The organism is Pedobacter frigiditerrae, assembly GCF_004331645.1.
Lineage (GTDB): Bacteria > Bacteroidota > Bacteroidia > Sphingobacteriales > Sphingobacteriaceae > Pedobacter > Pedobacter frigiditerrae.
This window is the reverse complement of sequence record NZ_SJSK01000002.1, coordinates 867,560-884,210: the sequence shown is the minus strand read 5'-3', so window position 1 is coordinate 884,210 and position 16,651 is coordinate 867,560. Positions and strand designations below refer to the sequence as shown.

The following is a 16,651-nucleotide window of genomic DNA, read 5'->3' as shown; positions in this document are numbered from 1 at the left end:
CACAAATTTTATTTGAAAACCAAAGAAGTAAAATTTTAATAGGGGTAAAGCAAGAGTTATGATGTAGCTATCAAAATTAATACAAATAAGCTAATTACCAAATAGATTAGTGCTTAGGGGTTTATTTTGAAATAAGCAATGCTATTGTTTTAAAACATTTCTGTTGCAACATCTTATTAATCAATTTTACTATATTTATCACACAACAATCTCAATTTAAGTTAATGTGGGTCATTTTAATCAATCAGTTTAATTAGCCATGGCGAAAAAGTCCAATAGGTTATCTGTCTGGTTTTTATCTAGGCCCATAACAACGGGGTTTATTTTTTTCCTGTTCTTGTTAAGCCTTATATCCTTAATAGTTACGCAGCGCTATCAATTATTCCAGGAAAATAGGGAAAGAGAAATTTCAAATATTTTAGATGGGGTCGAATCAAACATTGAGCAATCCTTAAAAAATGGTTATACCATTGCCTTAACGTTAGCACTTACTTTAGATAATAATGGCAAGCCCAATGGCTTTGAGAAGGTGGCGTCGCAATTGGTAAAAACCAATCCAGATTTGCAGGCTGTTCAATTGGTGCCTAATGGGGTAATTAAATACATTTATCCGTTAAAGGGTAATGAAGCAGCCTTTAACCTAGATCTTTTTAAGAGCCCAACACGCACTATTCTTGAAGCCAAAAAAGCTATTGAAACACGTAGAATGTATTATCAAGGGCCTGTAAAACTAACGCAAGGAGGTATAGGAGTTGTGGGTAGGCTGCCACTATTTATCAATAATGAGTTTTGGGGATTTTCGGCAGTAGTGATGAAATTAGATACACTGCTTAAAAAGGCAGGTATTGATAATGATAAATACGAGAATTATAAATTTCAACTATCAAAAGTTAACCCCCTTACCAAAAAGGAAGAGTTTTTTCTTCCAAAACAATACGACATTACCAATCAGCAGTACAAATCAGTCGTTTTGCCAGAGGGTGATTGGAAAGTTTATGTAATTAACGTGGATCCTTATGGTACGCTATGGCAAATTATTAGTGCCATATTGTTTGGCTTGGGTTTAACTGGTTTATCGAGTTATTTGTTAACCCGACTTTTAAGGAAACAAGCCCAGCTACAGAATGTGGTTTATGCTCAAGCCACGCAATTAATTGATACAGAAAGTAAGTTTAAGAATATTTTTGATCATGCAGCTGTCGGTATAGCGAGGGTAAATTCTACAACAGGCCAGATTTTGGAGGTAAACCAATATTTGTGTGATTTTTTGGGTTATCAGGAAAACGAGTTGTTGAGTAAAAAAATAAAATCGCTTATCTATTTAGATGATTTGGGAGAAGAGCGAATTTCATTTAAGAAGTTGTTAAAAGGCGAATTAAGGCAGTTTAAGAAAGAAAGTAGGTATTTAGGTAAAGATGGAACTGTGATTTGGGGAAGTGTAACCATTACCCCTTTATGGGATGAGGGTGATGAACCTACAAATCATATTGTTATTATTGAGGATGTAACTAAACGCAAGTTAGAGGAGCAGATATTGATAGATTCTCAAAGAAGGATAGAGTCTTTAATTAATACAATTGATGGAATTGTTTGGGAGGGTGATTTTAGCTCCCACCAATGTACTTTTGTAAGCGAAAAAGTGCAAGATATACTGGGCTATTCTGTTAAACAATGGATGAGTAGTCCTGATTTTTGGTTAGACCACTTACATCCAGATGATAAAGAAGTAATGCAGACCTATCTCAACAAGTTATTGCCAAATGGCAGTCAACATGATGCAGAGTATAGGATGTTTGCCAAAGATGGTTCTATGGTTTGGATTAGGGATATCGTTACGGTAATAAAAGAAGAAGACCAGCCTCTTAAATTAAGAGGTATCATGATAGATATTACCAATAAGAAAGAGGCTGATGAAGCATTAAATAAGTCTTTTAATTTGGTAACCGAACAAAATAAAAGACTATTGAACTTCTCTTATATTGTTTCTCATAATTTACGCTCACATGCAGGCAACATACAAGGTATTTCGGCATTAATAGAAAGTGCCCAAACTGATGACGATAGGAATGAAATGATACAATTGTTAAAAAAGGTTGCGGGCAATTTGAATGAAACCCTTTTTAACCTAAACAATATAGTAAACATTCAAACCAGTATAGACATTGAAATTGAGCCATTATACTTGAGTGAATATGTACAAAGAACCTTGGCTGTTCAAAACACACAGATTTTGGCTAAAAAAGCTACCATTTTAAACAAGGTTGATGATGATATCGTAGTTAACTATAATCGTGCATACTTGGAGAGTATTTTACTCAATTTGCTTTCTAATGCCTTACGTTATAGCCATCCAGACAGAAAACCTGTTATTTCTATCGCTTGCTTTAAGGAAGATGGACAAGATGTGTTAAGGGTTTCGGATAATGGGATTGGTATTGACTTAGAGAAGTATGGAGATAAGTTGTTTGGTATCTATCAAACCTTTAATGGCAATGCCGATGCAAGGGGCTTTGGATTATTCATTTCAAAAAATCAAGTAGAGGCAATGGGAGGAAAAATAGAGGTAGAAAGTGCATTAAATAAGGGAACTACATTTAAAATTTATTTTAAATAGCTCATTTGATCGGTAACGGGAATGTAGGTTTATTTCTATGAAAAGTATGTTTTATTAGTTCAAGTTAATTTTTGGTTTAACTTAAAATCGAATTCTAAGAACAACTTGTAGCCATTTGCCTAAAAAACAATGTTAATGTTTCTTAATGCGTTTTTCTTGTTTGGTTTTGATGACTAGTTTCGTTGAAAATAAAACTAAAAAACATGAAGAGAATCATATTGTTTATGATGGCATTTATTGCATTTCAATCTGCAATTGCTCAAATTAACCCATTTAATGCAAAGGACAGTGTCCAAATTAGTGGGAAAGTAGTAGGCTATGACTCAAGTCAGACAGATCATTTCCTTAGCTTTTCAACTTATGATTTGTTTGGAAGATCCACAAGTAAAGCTATTCAGATAGAGGATAATGGAGATTTTTTGATCAAGCTTTATCAATCCTTTGAAGGTGATATCCAATTGAATTATAAAGGCGCCTATATAAATGTTTATACCAAGCCAAATAACATTTTACAGTTAGAGATTTATGATTCTAAAGTAAAACAAGAAATACATTATGAAAATGCTTTTGTAGCTAAAGGTGAATTGGCAAGCATCAATAACCTGATTCTAAAATTCCAAACGGCATATGATAAATATCCTTTTAAATCTGAATTTGATATGGGTGATAAAAAGCAGACAGACAGTGCTTTTGCCGCCAGTGTGGTTATAAAACTCAATGAACAATTAGCTTTTTTAAGTGCTTTTGTAGAGGACAATCAAGTTGCAGATCAAAAATTTATCAATTGGCAACGTAGTCGGTTTCAATATGAGGCAGGCCAAAGTATTTTGTTCTTTCCATTTGCAGGGAAGTATAATAAGGAAATCACACAGAAGCAATTACTGCAATTGATTAACTCGATACCAATTAACAATGATAATGCGCTAAATTGTTCTTCCTATTATGCTTTTTTAAGTAGCTTAACTGGTGCGCAACAGATCATGATTAACATTAATCCAATGTATGATGCAATTAAGGCTATGAACGGAAAAAACACGATGGGTATTTGCCTTGATGAAATTGACAAATTTGCAACTGGAATTGCTAGAGAACTACAATACTTTGGGTCTTTTTTACGAAGAGCAGGCTCTGGTTCGGATCCAATGCCCTATTTGGCTCGCTTTAATGAGGTTATTGATAACCCATTTTTAAAACAGCAGATAAGAACAGTGCAAGCTCCAATGCACAAAGCTTTTAACGAATTTGATATTGTAGCTCGCTTAAAAGCGCTAAAGGTTAAACCGGTTTTAAAGGAAAGATTAATCAATATATTTTCACAATACAAGGGTATGAGTTTATACATCGATTTTTGGGGCGATTGGTGCGGGCCATGTATGAGCGAATTGCCAACTTATCCGAAGTTAATTGCTGCCTTGGCAGGGAAGCAGATTAAGTTCTTATTTCTTTCTACTTTCACTACTGTGGAAAGTATGTTAGCTGTTAAGAAGAAATTTAAGATTGATGGTGATTTTATCAATTTATCTAAGGACGAAGTTAATATAGTAAATAATGTATTTGAATTTCACAGTTATCCATCTCATTTCTTAGTAAATGATAAAGGTGCCGTGGTAAGTAGGATGTCGAAAACAACTTTAAGTACAGTAAATGAAAAAGCTGAAGAAATTGCCACCTTATTAAAGAAATAAGATGAAACTTAAATTAAGATCTCTTATTGCTCTGAGTGTTTTGGCAACGCTCGGTGTCTTTGTTTTCCAGGTAATCTGGTTAAATAGTAGTTATCAGTTGAGTAAGGATAAAATAGCAAATGAAGCAAAAACCGTATTAGACGAAGCGATAATTGAGCACCGAGAATTGGTTGCTGAGCGAGTAAGGCGGTTGTTGATCAAGGCGATTAATCCAAGTGATATTGAGACTCAAGTTCATTGGAAGATGCCAGATAGCCAGCATGTGCAATTAGGTTATAGGACCAAAAGATTTCCCAATGCTTCTTGGACAACTTTTAAAGTGTCAGCAAAAGAATTGAATAAGGTTCAAGGGAGTCCTTATCCGCTTTTGTTAGACCGAATTAACAAAGGGAATTTGGATGTATTAGATGGTGTTTATTCGACTTTTGTTGGAATCGTTCATTACGAGCCTAATAGTTGGGAGGATAAACTCCAAGATAGTCTGATGCGTTGTTTTTATCTGCATGAAGACACTGCTATTTTAAATAAAATAATTAAAAGGCGTTTAGAGACATTGAATTATCACCTTTCCACGCAGATAGTCTATCAAAAAGGAATTAATGAAATCTATAATAAAAAATCAACTGTAAATAAGATTCTTCAAGCAGAAGCCACGCAAGTAGTCGAGATGGTGAGTGATAATCGCTATCATCCGCTTAACGAACAGCTTGACTCCTTGAATGCGTATGTGCAAAAATTAGGTGAGTCTAGTGATATGATTTATGTTGTAAAACCAATACTCAATGATATTGCTAATACATTACATTTTGGAGTACCATTTATCATTCTTGTAGTTAAGGTAAATCCCTCAAATATCCTTAATCAAATGCTATTTAGCATAATGGGCTCTTGTTTATTGTTTTTGTTAATAGGCTCTTGCTTAACCTATATGTTTTACACCATCTTAAAACAGAAAAAGCTCTCAGAAATTAAGGATGATTTTATAGGTAATGTTTCTCACGAGTTAAAAACCCCTGTTGCTACTGCTTTAGCAGCCATTCAGGGAATGCAATATTTCGGTGTACTAAAGGACAAAGAAAAAACTACTATGTATTTAGATGCCAGTGCTAAAGAGATGCAGCGTTTGTCGGTTATGATTGATAACATTTTAAATAGTTCTATCTATGAACGAAGCGATTTTAATCTCCACATTATTAAATTTAATTTGAGAGATATGTTAACTGAGATGATAAATATTCAGGAATTACACTCAAAAAAGAAAGTTAAGATAGAATTGACTTATCAAGCCAAAGAAGAAGTTTTTGCAGATAAAACACATCTTTATAACGTTTTTATTAATTTGATAGACAATGCGATTAAATATGGTAGGGAGGAAGTACTGGTTAAAATCGAATGTTTTGAAAGCACAACTAGCCTTAAAATTGATATTAGCGATAATGGAAGCGGGATACCCATCACTTATCAGAAAAGTATTTTCGATAAATTTTTTAGGGTGCCTAGTCCAAACGACCATAGTGTGAAAGGTCATGGATTAGGATTAAACTATGTAAAGAATATAATAGAAAAACATAAGGGAAAAATTAAACTTATAAAGTCAGATGATAATGGCTCAATCTTCGAAATTAATTTACCGCAATGAAAGGGGCACCTAAAATACTATTAGTAGAAGATGAAGTTGCCTTAGGGTTGATTATTAAGGATAGTTTAGAAACTAGGGGGTTCGATGTAATATACATTACAGATGGAAACTTGGCTTATGATACTTACACTTCCGAAAAACCTGGGCTTATGTTGCTTGATGTAATGCTGCCCTCCATTAATGGGTTAGCGATTGCTGAGAAAATTAGGCTAGAGGATAAGCATACACCTATTTTGTTTTTAACCGCAAGGACAACGCCTCAGGATGTGTTAAATGGCTATATGGCGGGTGGAAATGATTACCTTAGAAAGCCTTTTGATATGGAAGAGTTGATTATTCGGATAAAGGTATTGCTTAACCAAAACCGCTTGTTGGAAAATGAACAAAGTGATAAAAATTCAGGTGTAGTTGATATTGGAAAATATAATTACGACATAATGAGAGGAGTTTTAGTCCATAAAGGGGTAATAAAGCAATTGACGGGTAGGGAAAGCGAAGTTTTAAAAACGCTTTATCAGAATAGAAATAGATTGCTGGCAAGGAAAGAATTTTTACTCCAGGTTTGGGGAGACGATGATTTTTTTAGCTCGAGAAGCTTAGACGTTTTTATCACTAAACTAAGGCGATATTTTAAGTATGATCCAGCAGTTCAGATAATTAATCATAGAGGTTTCGGCTATAAGTTAATTTGTTAGAGATTTTATAGACGATCATTAATTCAAATTCACTTATTTCCCATTACCTTTCCTTGTCGATCATCTTATGGATGTTTGGGGATGAGAGCCAAAACCTGTGGACTAAGGGATCAGTTACAAAAGTTGTGTAAGGGTTAAACAATCATTTACGCCCACTAAATAATCCTTTACGGGCATCATCCTTGTTTTGCCCACTGCTCTTTCTCTTTTTCCTGTCCTTGAAGCTCATCTTTTGCCAATTGCTCCTCTCAGTGGGGTCACCTGGGCAGAACCCAGCCCTTAGGATGGCGGCTGGGTGAAGGTCCTGGCTATTGAGCACGGCCTTTCCCGCAAATGTTTTTTCGGCATAGAAGAGTCCCAGTGAAACGAAATAGATTGCACCCGGGGCACCCTTGAACACGAGTTGTTGTGGGGGAAGGCCAAAAGGGTCCTTTTGAAGTTCAATCTCAAACGATTGTGCGTCCTGTCGCAGGTACTGCTTGCTTTTTAGGTCTATTAGGATAACCTCAAAGGCCACAGTACAGTACCTGGCATTCGGTGCGAATGTCAGGTCCCTTGGAACAAGCATCTCTGGAAGCGATATGAGAAGGTCTTCATCTTTTGTTATAACTTCGGGCTGTGCAAAAAGATATCTCTTAACGGGGGAGGCCACGTTGAACTCAAAGCCATTGAGCCTGCTGAAATAGTCCTGGTCAAAACTGAATGTCTCGCCAGCGTCAATGGTTGCCTTCTGGAGGATGCCATTGCACTCGCCGGTAAGCCTGGAAACCATGCCGCCATCATAGTGGGCAAGGAGGTTTTCTGCACCATGCCTGATGTAACTGGATAAGGTACTGGCAAGGCCAAAGACATAGGCGGCATTATAGGTGGCGGCCGTCATCTGGATCAGCTCACCCTTATGCTTGGAAACAACAAGCTGTCTGTTTCCCACTTTCTTGAAGATTACCGGGCCCACAATCCCGCTAATGAATTTCCCTGCCATTCTAGCCATAATCACTACGTTTTAAGAAGGATATAACCGCATCGAAACACTCCTTCGACAACCCTTCACTATAAATGTATATAAAATCTGTATAAAGTCCAAGTTATTCAATAAATATATGGACTTACTATGGACTATATATGGACCTACTATGGACTTATATTGTACAAGAGTTACACTGCGACACGCCATTTTCACTAATAAGGAACGGGGTAGATGGAAATCTTATTCGGTTATGGTTAAACTGGGTTACCTTGGTAGACAATAGATAGAGAATTACTCCACAGGTTTTGGTTCTGATCTATGTTTGGAAATTATAATTGAAAATTTTGCTTCTGTGGATGGCTTTAAAAAAGAAAAGAGATCATCCATCCAGACTGATCTCTTTTTCTAACCAAATATAAACCTGTATGAACGGGTTATTTTTTTATTCCGATAGATCGGACTTTTTTCTTTTTAAATCTTTAGTGTTTTTGCTTTAACAGCTAATGATGATACAAATATAGAAATAATTTTATTATAGTGTATAAAGTACACTAAGAAAAATTTTATTTATTTTTTGTTTGTGTTATTCAAATGACAAAAGTACTCAAAAACATCATTTGACTAATATTTTAGATGCAAAAGTAGTTTTAATATTTTTAATTATTTATTAGTGAACGTTAAATTTATGTTAAATCAATAGTTTTTGTGTCAAAAAACTGGGTGAACTTTTAAGGGGTAAAACAGTAAAAAATATAAAATTTGAGAACTATTAAGTTCTTTATTGATTATTTCATATCAATTATCATAAAATGCTAAAAATAGTGACGGCGAGTAGCTGTTATTTATGCAAAATTTATAAATCCATTAATTAGTAAAGCGTTAATTTGTGTTTTGTTGTATTTAGTTATGAAAAACTATAGTTTTTATATTATTTTTTAAAAAAAATGGCAACACCTTTTGGGTGCCGCCATTCGTATTAATCTGCGTAAAGGAATTCTCTTATAAAGTTCCGTAGTACTCTACAAATTTTGCAAGGGCTGAAGAATAACCCCACTCATTGTCGTACCAAGAAACAACTTTAACGAAATTATCATTTAATGAAATTCCTGCACCTGCATCAAAAATAGAGGCATGATCGTTGCCAATAAAATCAGATGAAACTACTTCGTCTTCTGTGTAACCAAGCACACCTTTTAAGTAACCTTCAGATGCAGCTTTCATGGCATCTTTAATTTGCTGATAAGTAGCAGGTTTTTCTAAGCGTGCAGTTAAGTCAACTACAGAAACGTCAGCTACGGGAACGCGGAATGACATACCTGTTAACTTACCTTTTAATTCAGGTAAAACCATACCTACGGCTTTAGCAGCACCAGTTGATGAAGGAATGATATTTGAAAAACCACCACGTCCACCTCTCCAATCTTTTGCAGATGGACTATCAACAGTTTTTTGAGTTGCTGTTACAGCGTGAATAGTACTCATTAAGCCTTCCACGATACCAAAATTGTCATTTAAAACCTTAGCAATTGGAGCCAAGCAGTTTGTAGTACAAGAAGCGTTAGATACAATTGTTTGGTCTGCAGTTAATTTCTCGTGGTTAACGCCCATTACATAAGTAGGGATATCACTGTCTTTAGCAGGAGCAGAGAATACTACTTTTTTAGCACCAGCAGCGATGTGTTTTTCTGCATCAGCACGAGTTAAGAACAGACCTGTAGATTCGATAACGATATCTACACCAACTTCATCCCATTTTAAGTTTGCAGGATCTCTTTCTGCAGTAATGCGAATGGTTTTTCCATTCACAACTAATTGTCCGTCTTTAACTTCAATTGTTCCGTCAAAACCACCATGAGTTGTATCATATTTTAACATGTAAGCCATGTAATCTGGCTCAATTAAATCATTGATTGCAACAATGTCTAAGCCTCTCTTCAAGGCAGCTCTAAAAACTAATCTGCCGATACGGCCAAATCCATTTATTCCTACTTTAGTCATTTTTATTAATTTGAGTAATAATTAAGTAAATTGTATATTGGTTCTTTTGTTATTGTAATAATGTTTATGTCATGTTTTTTTGCGACTAAGCGCAATCTATCTTGAAACGTTCCTGCAACCAAACCTACAAAATGAACTTCTTCATTTGGATGCTGACGTGTTGTTGGTACAAGATAGGTGTTAAAATATTTTTCAAAAGCCAGATCAATCAGTTGTTCTATATATTTATGGCTTCTATTTTCTATGTAAAAATCTAAGAAGGAACAAAGGTAATTTTGCGCATTAGGTTTCCTGTAGATTTTTTCGAGTATAATGGCCCTATCTACATTATACTTTTCTTCGAATTGTTTTCTCAAGTCTTGAGGGACTTTGTCTTCTAGGTAGCTCTTCAATAAGATTTTGCCTAAATAGTTGGCAGAACCTTCATCGCCTAGTATGTAGCCTAATCCAAAGTTATTCTTTTCAGGTTTTTTTCCGTCAAAATAAGCGCAGTTAGCTCCGCTTCCCAATATGCCAACTATGCCTGTCTGGTTATAACATGCTGCTATTGAAGCACCATAAATATCATCCTCAACTTTGATTTTAGCATTTTTGAAAAATTTGCCTAAGGTTTCGGCTAAAGACGTTTGAGCATTTACAGAAGAAGCTCCAGCTGCAAAGACAAATATTTTCTTTATTTTCTCTGCATGGTTAATTAAAACGATGTTTTTGTTTAATAAATAAAGAATGTGCTTTTGGTCGTTAAAACGAGGGTTTATTCCTGGAATTGTACATTCAGCAATGGTCTTTCCTTCATTGGAAATTTTCCAGAAAGCACTTTTTGATCCGCTATATACAACTGCTATCATTCTTATTTATATTGATAAAACATGTGTCATTTCTAATAAATCGTCTTCTAACTTATAATTATGAGCATGCAATGCTTCTTCAAGACTTGTTAATCTAATGTCGTTACCACGAAGCCCAACCATTTGCATGGTTTCGCCTTTAATTATTTCATTTACAGCGGCATATCCCAGTCTACTTCCCAATATCCTGTCAAATCCGCTTGGGCTTCCACCTCTTTGTAAGTGACCTAATATCGTTACTTTTGTGTCGTAATGTGTAAATTTCCTTTTAACACTTTTTGCAATGTCATAAGCCCCACCATATTTATTCCCTTCAGAAACTATTACAATACTTGAAGATTTCTTGGTATCAGCACCAGACCTCAACTTTGTTATTAAATCTTTTAAAGAAGTTTCTTTTTCTGGCAAAAGTACAGCCTCAGCTCCGCTTGCAATTGCTGTTCTTAATGCTAAACAGCCAGAGTCTCTACCCATTACTTCAATAAAAAACAACCTGTCATGAGAGTCTGCAGTATCTCTAATTTTATCTATTGCTTCTATAATTGTGTTAACAGCTGTATCGTAACCTAAGGTAAAGTCAGACCCATAAAGATCGTTATCTATAGTGCCTGGTACACCTATTACATTGATTCCGTATTTTTCTCCAAAACGTTTTGCACCAGTAAAGGTTCCATCGCCACCAATAACTATTAAGGCATCTATTTCTTTATCTTTTAAATTCTTATAGGCAATTTCCATACCTGCTTCTTCTTTAAAAGCTAAACACCTTGCAGTTTTTAAGATAGTACCACCCATGTGTAATATGTTACTTACCGAGCGAGAATCCATTGCTTGGATATTGTTGTCAATTAGGCCTTGATAACCCTGCATTACCCCGAACATATTTCTTCCGTGATAAATACCTGTGCGAATTACAGCTCTTATGCAGGCATTCATACCAGGGGCATCGCCGCCAGATGTTAGTACTGCAATATTTCTAATATTTGGTTCCATTATTTATATTATACGAATATAGTGTGTATTTTTTACACTAAGTAATTTTTTTTCATTATTTTTATGGATTAAATGAACAAGTGTATTTATTTTGTTCTAATATTATAAAATATAAAAACGATTTTGTCTTGAAAGAAGTATTACCTGTGTTTAATTCCGCGGTTTCAATTGATTGCGTGTTATTTGGTTTTGATGGTGGAGAACTCAAAATTCTACTAATTGAAAGAAACGAAGAGCCTTTTAAGGATTGGTGGGCTTTGCCTGGTAATCTGATAGGGGAAGACGAAAGCGTTGAACAATCTGCCTCACGTATTTTGCATGAACTTACAGGGTTGAGTGATATTTACATGGAACAATACTACACCTTTGGCGAGGTAAACCGACATCCACAAGGTAGGGTAATTACTGTGGCTTATTATGCCATGTTAAGACTAGGTGGCGATAAAGCATTAAAACCGCTAACCTCTTATGCTAAAAAAGCACAGTGGATCAATGTGAAGGAACTTCCCAAGTTAGGTTTTGATCATCAGCATATCTTTGATAAAGGTTTGGAGAAAATCAAACGAAGGATTAAACATCTACCGATAGCATTTGAGCTTTTGCCTGAGAAATTTACCTTAACTCAAGTGCAAAACGTGTATGAGCTTATTTTGGGTAAAAAATTAGATAAAAGAAATTTCAGGAAAAAAATATTGAGTTTCGGCGTGCTTAAAGAACTGAATGAAAAACAAAAAGGGGTTTCTTTTAGAGCGGCTACTTTATATAAATTCGATCGAAGAAAATACGCTAAACTATTTGGCAAGGAGATCTCCTTTTAAGGGCATATTGTGTTATAACCAAATGATTTTAGCTTAGCAACGAATTTTTTCGGTAAAAAATATATAAGCTAAAAAATAATTTGAAATTCTTTATTGGATTTTGCTTTGGAGTGTTATATTTACACTATCAACCTAATATGCAGAAACTCTACAAATTAACATTGATTTTTGTTGTGCTATTTGTGATGAACGTACCTGTTCAAGCACATTGGGATGGTAATTCTTTGTTAAATTCTGCTAAATCAAGTAAATCTAATTTAATCTCTTCTGGAAGAGATTGGGCTGGTTTAAATGGTAAACAAGCTACTAATTTCTTTAATTACCCTAATCCAGCTGTTACCGAAACTACAATTGCCTATACCTTAACTGCAAAAGCAAATGTTACACTAAAAGTTATTGATTTGACAGGTAAACAATTAGCTGTATTGGTAAAACAAGAGCAAGCAGCTGGTAAGCAAGAATATTATTGGGTGCTTGCTAAAAATAACATCACCTCTGGTATGTATATCTTATTGTTGCAGGTTGATAACAAGACTTACAGTAGAAAAATTATTGTTCAATAGTTTTAAAAAATTATAATATTGTTTAAAAAAAAATGCCCCAGCTAATTGTTGGGGCATTTTTATGATTATTTGATAAAGATTATCTCTTGCTCAAATGGTAGTCAACTAAATCATCTATAGGGGAACGGATGATTTTGCCTACACCCATTTCATATCTATCGGCTACTAAGCTTAATATGTCTCTAAAGCTATAACCTACAGAGCCAACACAGTTTAATTCGTAGTTTTTATAATTTGGATAGTGGATTACCAAGTTTTCGAAAAATGCAGTAAAGGCATAGTCAACAACTGAATGCGTGTAATCTTCGTAGTTTTCTTTAAAGTCATAAATGAACTTACTGAAACTAGCACAAAAGCGATTAGGTAAAGGCTTGTTATAAATATGATCGAAGATATCTTCGTTAGTTAATGCATAATTATCATAGAAGCTCTCTCTTAATCCCTTTGGCATATAGCCTTTCATATAATCTGCTAAAATCCTTTTTCCGATATAACTTCCACTACCTTCATCACCAAGGAAGTATCCTAATGAATCGATGTTTAATGAGATGTCTTTGCCATCATATAAACAAGAGTTTGTACCTGTTCCTAAAATAGCTGCAAATCCTTCATTATCTCCTAGTAAAGCCCTGCATGAGGCTAATAAATCGTGGCCAATCTTGATTTCTGCATTTACAAAAATCTTTTGCATACCATCTTCTACAGTTTTTCTTTTGGCGTCTGTTGAGCAGCCCGCACCGTAGTAATAAACTTCAGTTAATTTTTCTGGCTCAAGGTGATCTGGTAAGGATGTTTTTAATGAACTCTCAATGTAATCGCTGTCTACGAAATAGGGATTATACCCTTCTGTATTAAAATGGATTTTTCTCCCTGCTTCGTTGATCAAGCACCAATTTGTTTTTGTTGATCCACCATCTGCAATAACTATCATTTTTGGTTTGTTAAGTTATGTAATAAGTAAAAAGTCTACCAATATATGTGGCTTTTTTGAAATAAAAAATTAAAATTTTGTTTTTATTTTCTTAATGGTAAGTTTATGTATATGTTTTGATTAAGCGTCAAAAGAACGGTTTTAACATAAAGTGTACTTTATACACTATTAGGGTGATAATTAGACTAAATGTTTGATCGGTTTTTTGGTCACTGTAAAATTTTTAATAAAATAAAAAGCCCTTAAATATTTTAAGGGCTTTTTAAATTTTTTAGACGATTTAGTTTTTAACCAGTGTGTATTTATTGTTAGGTATGTCTAAAGTAATGGTATAATTTCCTGCTGAGGTTATGGCAATGTTGTCGCCATTTAAAGTTCCCGCAGGATTGCCACCATAGTTAGTTCCCCAATCATGGTTTTTTCTAAATTTGAATTCACCTGCTGTAAGGGCAACTGTTACTTTCCAAGTACCTTTTCCATCATTGATATATTTCATGTCTGTATCTACAGACCAGTTGCTACCTGGTATTGCATTTCCAATTATTCCCCATACAAGTGGTGTTATGGTATAGGTTAAGTTATTTATATCTACATCAAGTTGTTTTGCACCAGCAGATATAGAACTGATATCTCCACCAGATGTGCTAATTTTGCCAGCACCAGCTACACCATAAGCAATGTCCCATTTTTTTGCTGGTGTAATTTTGAAATTGCCTCCATCAAAAGCAATAACACCAGTATAAACTCCATTTCCTGTAAGTGATACTAAACTATCTGCAGTTGCAGGATTCCAACCTTGGTAGTTACCCGGTACGTAAATCCATGCAGTAAGAGGAAAGGGTTTCGCACTTAAACTTACCACATTACTATACACAGGAGCTAGATTGTTTGAAATGGTAGATTTAATTCTAATTTCAACATCTGAATTAGCTGTAGTAGGTAAATTAAGCGATAAAAGTAGGTTATTAAAGTCTAAACCATTATAAGCTTTAGATGTAGCATTTGCCGGTAATATCGCTTCCTTAGGGTTAGCAAAGCTTGTGCCCTTAACCGCTAATTGTAGTACATTGGTTACTGCTGCTTGATAACCAAAATTAGCATTAGTTAAGCTAAAGGTAATTACGTTAGTGGCTAACATTGTTTTATCTAGAACAACTGTTGTTGCTGATGATTTTAATGAGCCTCCTGAGCCAGCATTTGCAACCGATTGGGTTTCGTCTTTTTTACAAGACCATAACGATAAAGCAATGAAGCTAAACGTTAAAGATTTTAAAATTATTGATTTCATATCTTAAATAATAAAGATTAATAACCTGTGTTTTGTTTCAGATTCGGATTTGCAATTAAATCTGCAGTCGGAATAGGATAGATGTTTCTGAATGATGGTAAACCAGTACCTGCTTTAATTCCTCCTTTAAAAGGCCATAAGTAGGTAGCTTCAGTAAATTTGTTAAAACGAACCAAGTCTGTACGGCGATGACCTTCCCAATATAACTCTCTTCCGCGTTCATCTAGAAAGAAATCAGTGGTTAATGAGCTTACATTGCCTGAAGCATTGCCATAGGCACGTTGACGTAAATTATTTACATAAATAAGTGCTTGTGCTTGCGTGCCACCAGAACCACCACGCATTACTGCTTCTCCATAAATTAAATATTGCTCAGCTAAACGGAACAATGGAAAGTCAAGTGAGCTAAAAGTTCCATTAAGAGAGCTTGGTGTTGCACCAGTTGAAGTTATGTTTTTGAATTTAGTAACTCTTAAGCCATCAGTAAATACGCCTATATCTTCTACATTGTTCTTTGTGCCGAAGAAAATACCACGTTTATCAGCTGTGCCATTAGGATCAGGGAATAAAGCGGGTAAATTTTGACGCGTTCTATTTCCACCCCATCCACCATTTGGAACCCCATAAGAAGATGGATTCATGTCGCCATTGATAGCAGCGTTAATTAAGAACGTTGTACCACCATAATTTGTTCCTCTTGAACCATCATAGTTAATAGTTAAAATGGTTTCTAAATTATTTACGTTGTTATCTGCCAAGAATAAATCTTTATAATTAGCTTTTAATTGGTAACCAGCAGCAATAACTTTGCTTGCATAAGTAATGGCCTCTGTGTATTTTGCTGTTCCTGTATAAACTTGACCGTTTAAGTATAATCTGGCTAATAGAGCCCAGTCTGCACCTTGATCTGCACGGCCATATTCGTTTGTACGAGGAGCAGATAAGGAACTTTCAATTGCTTTAAGCTCAGATTCTACATAAGCAAATAGCGCAGCTCTTGTTATTTGTTTTGGAGAAACTTTTCCTATTTCATCAGCTTCTGTAACAAAAGGAGGATTACCAAAACCATCTAGCAGTACCCAATATTGGTATGCGCGCAAGAAGCGGGCTTCAGAACGATATTTTTGAATATCAGAAGCGTCTACGCCAGAAATGCCTCTTGTGGCTAATTTTTCTGGTGTACTTTCTCTTAAAAATTCATTACAAAAAGTAATTTGTAAAATGCTTCTAGAATATAGGCCTCTTAAGAAAACGTTATCTGCTGCCCAAGTTGAATGATCTAACTCAGGAATGCCAATATCTCCCCAAGCACAAATCGCTTCATCGGTAGTTAACTCTTGCGATGTCCAAAATAATCTTAAAAAATCTGCAAAACCAGAATTAATGCCACCAATTTCACTAACATCAGATCCTTGAGAGCTAGTTAATGCGTAAGTAGCATAAAGTTTCACCAATTCTTGCTTATAACCCGCAGGAGTAGCATAAACTGTTGCGGCAGTTACATCATTGGTTGGGGTTAGATTTAAATCGCCCTTTTTACATGAATTTAATGACACTAGCAATATGCTAGTTGCCAATAATGTTTTAAATGAATTTTTCATTTTTATGTTTT

The 16,651-nt window shown here is 34.9% G+C and carries 13 protein-coding genes; 6 read left to right on the top strand and 7 right to left on the bottom strand.

From position 1 onward, the window contains the following. Window positions 1–259 precede the first annotated feature (259 nt). From EZ428_RS10650 to EZ428_RS10635, 4 genes are all read left to right on the top strand, one after another. Window positions 260–2,614, top strand: a complete 2,355-nt coding sequence (locus tag EZ428_RS10650) for a PAS domain-containing protein (protein WP_131553122.1) — start codon at window positions 260–262, stop codon at window positions 2,612–2,614. A 203-nt stretch (window positions 2,615–2,817) separates the two neighbouring features. Continuing rightward, a complete protein-coding gene (locus EZ428_RS10645; protein ID WP_131553121.1) occupies window positions 2,818–4,299 on the top strand; it encodes a TlpA family protein disulfide reductase in 1,482 nt (493 codons plus the stop codon). A gap of 1 nt (window position 4,300) precedes the next feature. Next, entirely contained in the window at window positions 4,301–5,938 is a 1,638-nt protein-coding gene (locus EZ428_RS10640; protein WP_131553120.1) for a sensor histidine kinase, read from the top strand. Continuing rightward, window positions 5,935–6,633, top strand: a complete 699-nt coding sequence (locus tag EZ428_RS10635) for a response regulator transcription factor (protein ID WP_131553119.1) — start codon at window positions 5,935–5,937, stop codon at window positions 6,631–6,633. The genes EZ428_RS10640 and EZ428_RS10635 overlap by 4 nt, the downstream gene beginning before the upstream one ends. A 142-nt stretch (window positions 6,634–6,775) precedes the next feature. Here the strand turns inward: EZ428_RS10635 and EZ428_RS10630 are convergent, their stop codons facing one another. The 4 genes from EZ428_RS10630 to pfkA form a co-directional block, all read right to left on the bottom strand. After that, window positions 6,776–7,624 (bottom strand): hypothetical protein, encoded by an 849-nt coding sequence (locus tag EZ428_RS10630; protein WP_131553118.1) that lies wholly within the window; start codon window positions 7,622–7,624, stop codon window positions 6,776–6,778. Window positions 7,625–8,599: 975 nt separating this feature from the next. Continuing rightward, complete coding sequence (gene gap, locus EZ428_RS10625; RefSeq protein WP_131553117.1) at window positions 8,600–9,598, bottom strand: type I glyceraldehyde-3-phosphate dehydrogenase; 999 nt, start codon at window positions 9,596–9,598, stop codon at window positions 8,600–8,602. Window positions 9,599–9,603: 5 nt separating this feature from the next. Continuing rightward, entirely contained in the window at window positions 9,604–10,446 is an 843-nt protein-coding gene (locus tag EZ428_RS10620; protein WP_131553116.1) for a hypothetical protein, read from the bottom strand. Between the two features lie 6 nt (window positions 10,447–10,452). After that, window positions 10,453–11,439 (bottom strand): 6-phosphofructokinase, encoded by a 987-nt coding sequence (gene pfkA / locus EZ428_RS10615; protein WP_131553115.1) that lies wholly within the window; start codon window positions 11,437–11,439, stop codon window positions 10,453–10,455. A 128-nt stretch (window positions 11,440–11,567) separates the two neighbouring features. Here pfkA and EZ428_RS10610 point away from each other — a divergent pair, with 128 nt between their 5' ends. Together EZ428_RS10610 and EZ428_RS10605 are read left to right on the top strand one after the other, a co-directional pair. Next, window positions 11,568–12,257: an NUDIX hydrolase gene (locus EZ428_RS10610; RefSeq protein WP_131553114.1), complete on the top strand. Its 690-nt coding sequence runs from the start codon at window positions 11,568–11,570 to the stop codon at window positions 12,255–12,257. A gap of 137 nt (window positions 12,258–12,394) precedes the next feature. Then, window positions 12,395–12,820 carry a T9SS type A sorting domain-containing protein gene (locus tag EZ428_RS10605; protein WP_131553113.1) on the top strand — a complete coding sequence of 142 codons (426 nt, stop codon included), beginning with the start codon at window positions 12,395–12,397 and terminating at the stop codon, window positions 12,818–12,820. Window positions 12,821–12,899: 79 nt separating this feature from the next. On the opposite strand, the gene EZ428_RS10600 is transcribed toward EZ428_RS10605, so the two are convergent. The 3 genes from EZ428_RS10600 to EZ428_RS10590 all read right to left on the bottom strand — a co-directional run bounded on the left by EZ428_RS10600 (window position 12,900) and on the right by EZ428_RS10590 (window position 16,640). Further along, a complete protein-coding gene (locus tag EZ428_RS10600; protein WP_131553112.1) occupies window positions 12,900–13,751 on the bottom strand; it encodes an N-acetylglucosamine kinase in 852 nt (283 codons plus the stop codon). Between the two features lie 280 nt (window positions 13,752–14,031). Continuing rightward, a complete protein-coding gene (locus EZ428_RS10595; RefSeq protein ID WP_131553111.1) occupies window positions 14,032–15,039 on the bottom strand; it encodes a SusE domain-containing protein in 1,008 nt (335 codons plus the stop codon). Between the two features lie 17 nt (window positions 15,040–15,056). Beyond that, the gene (locus tag EZ428_RS10590; RefSeq protein WP_225871036.1) at window positions 15,057–16,640 is read right to left on the bottom strand and encodes a RagB/SusD family nutrient uptake outer membrane protein; all 1,584 of its coding nucleotides are present in this window, start codon (window positions 16,638–16,640) and stop codon (window positions 15,057–15,059) included. Window positions 16,641–16,651 lie beyond the last annotated feature (11 nt).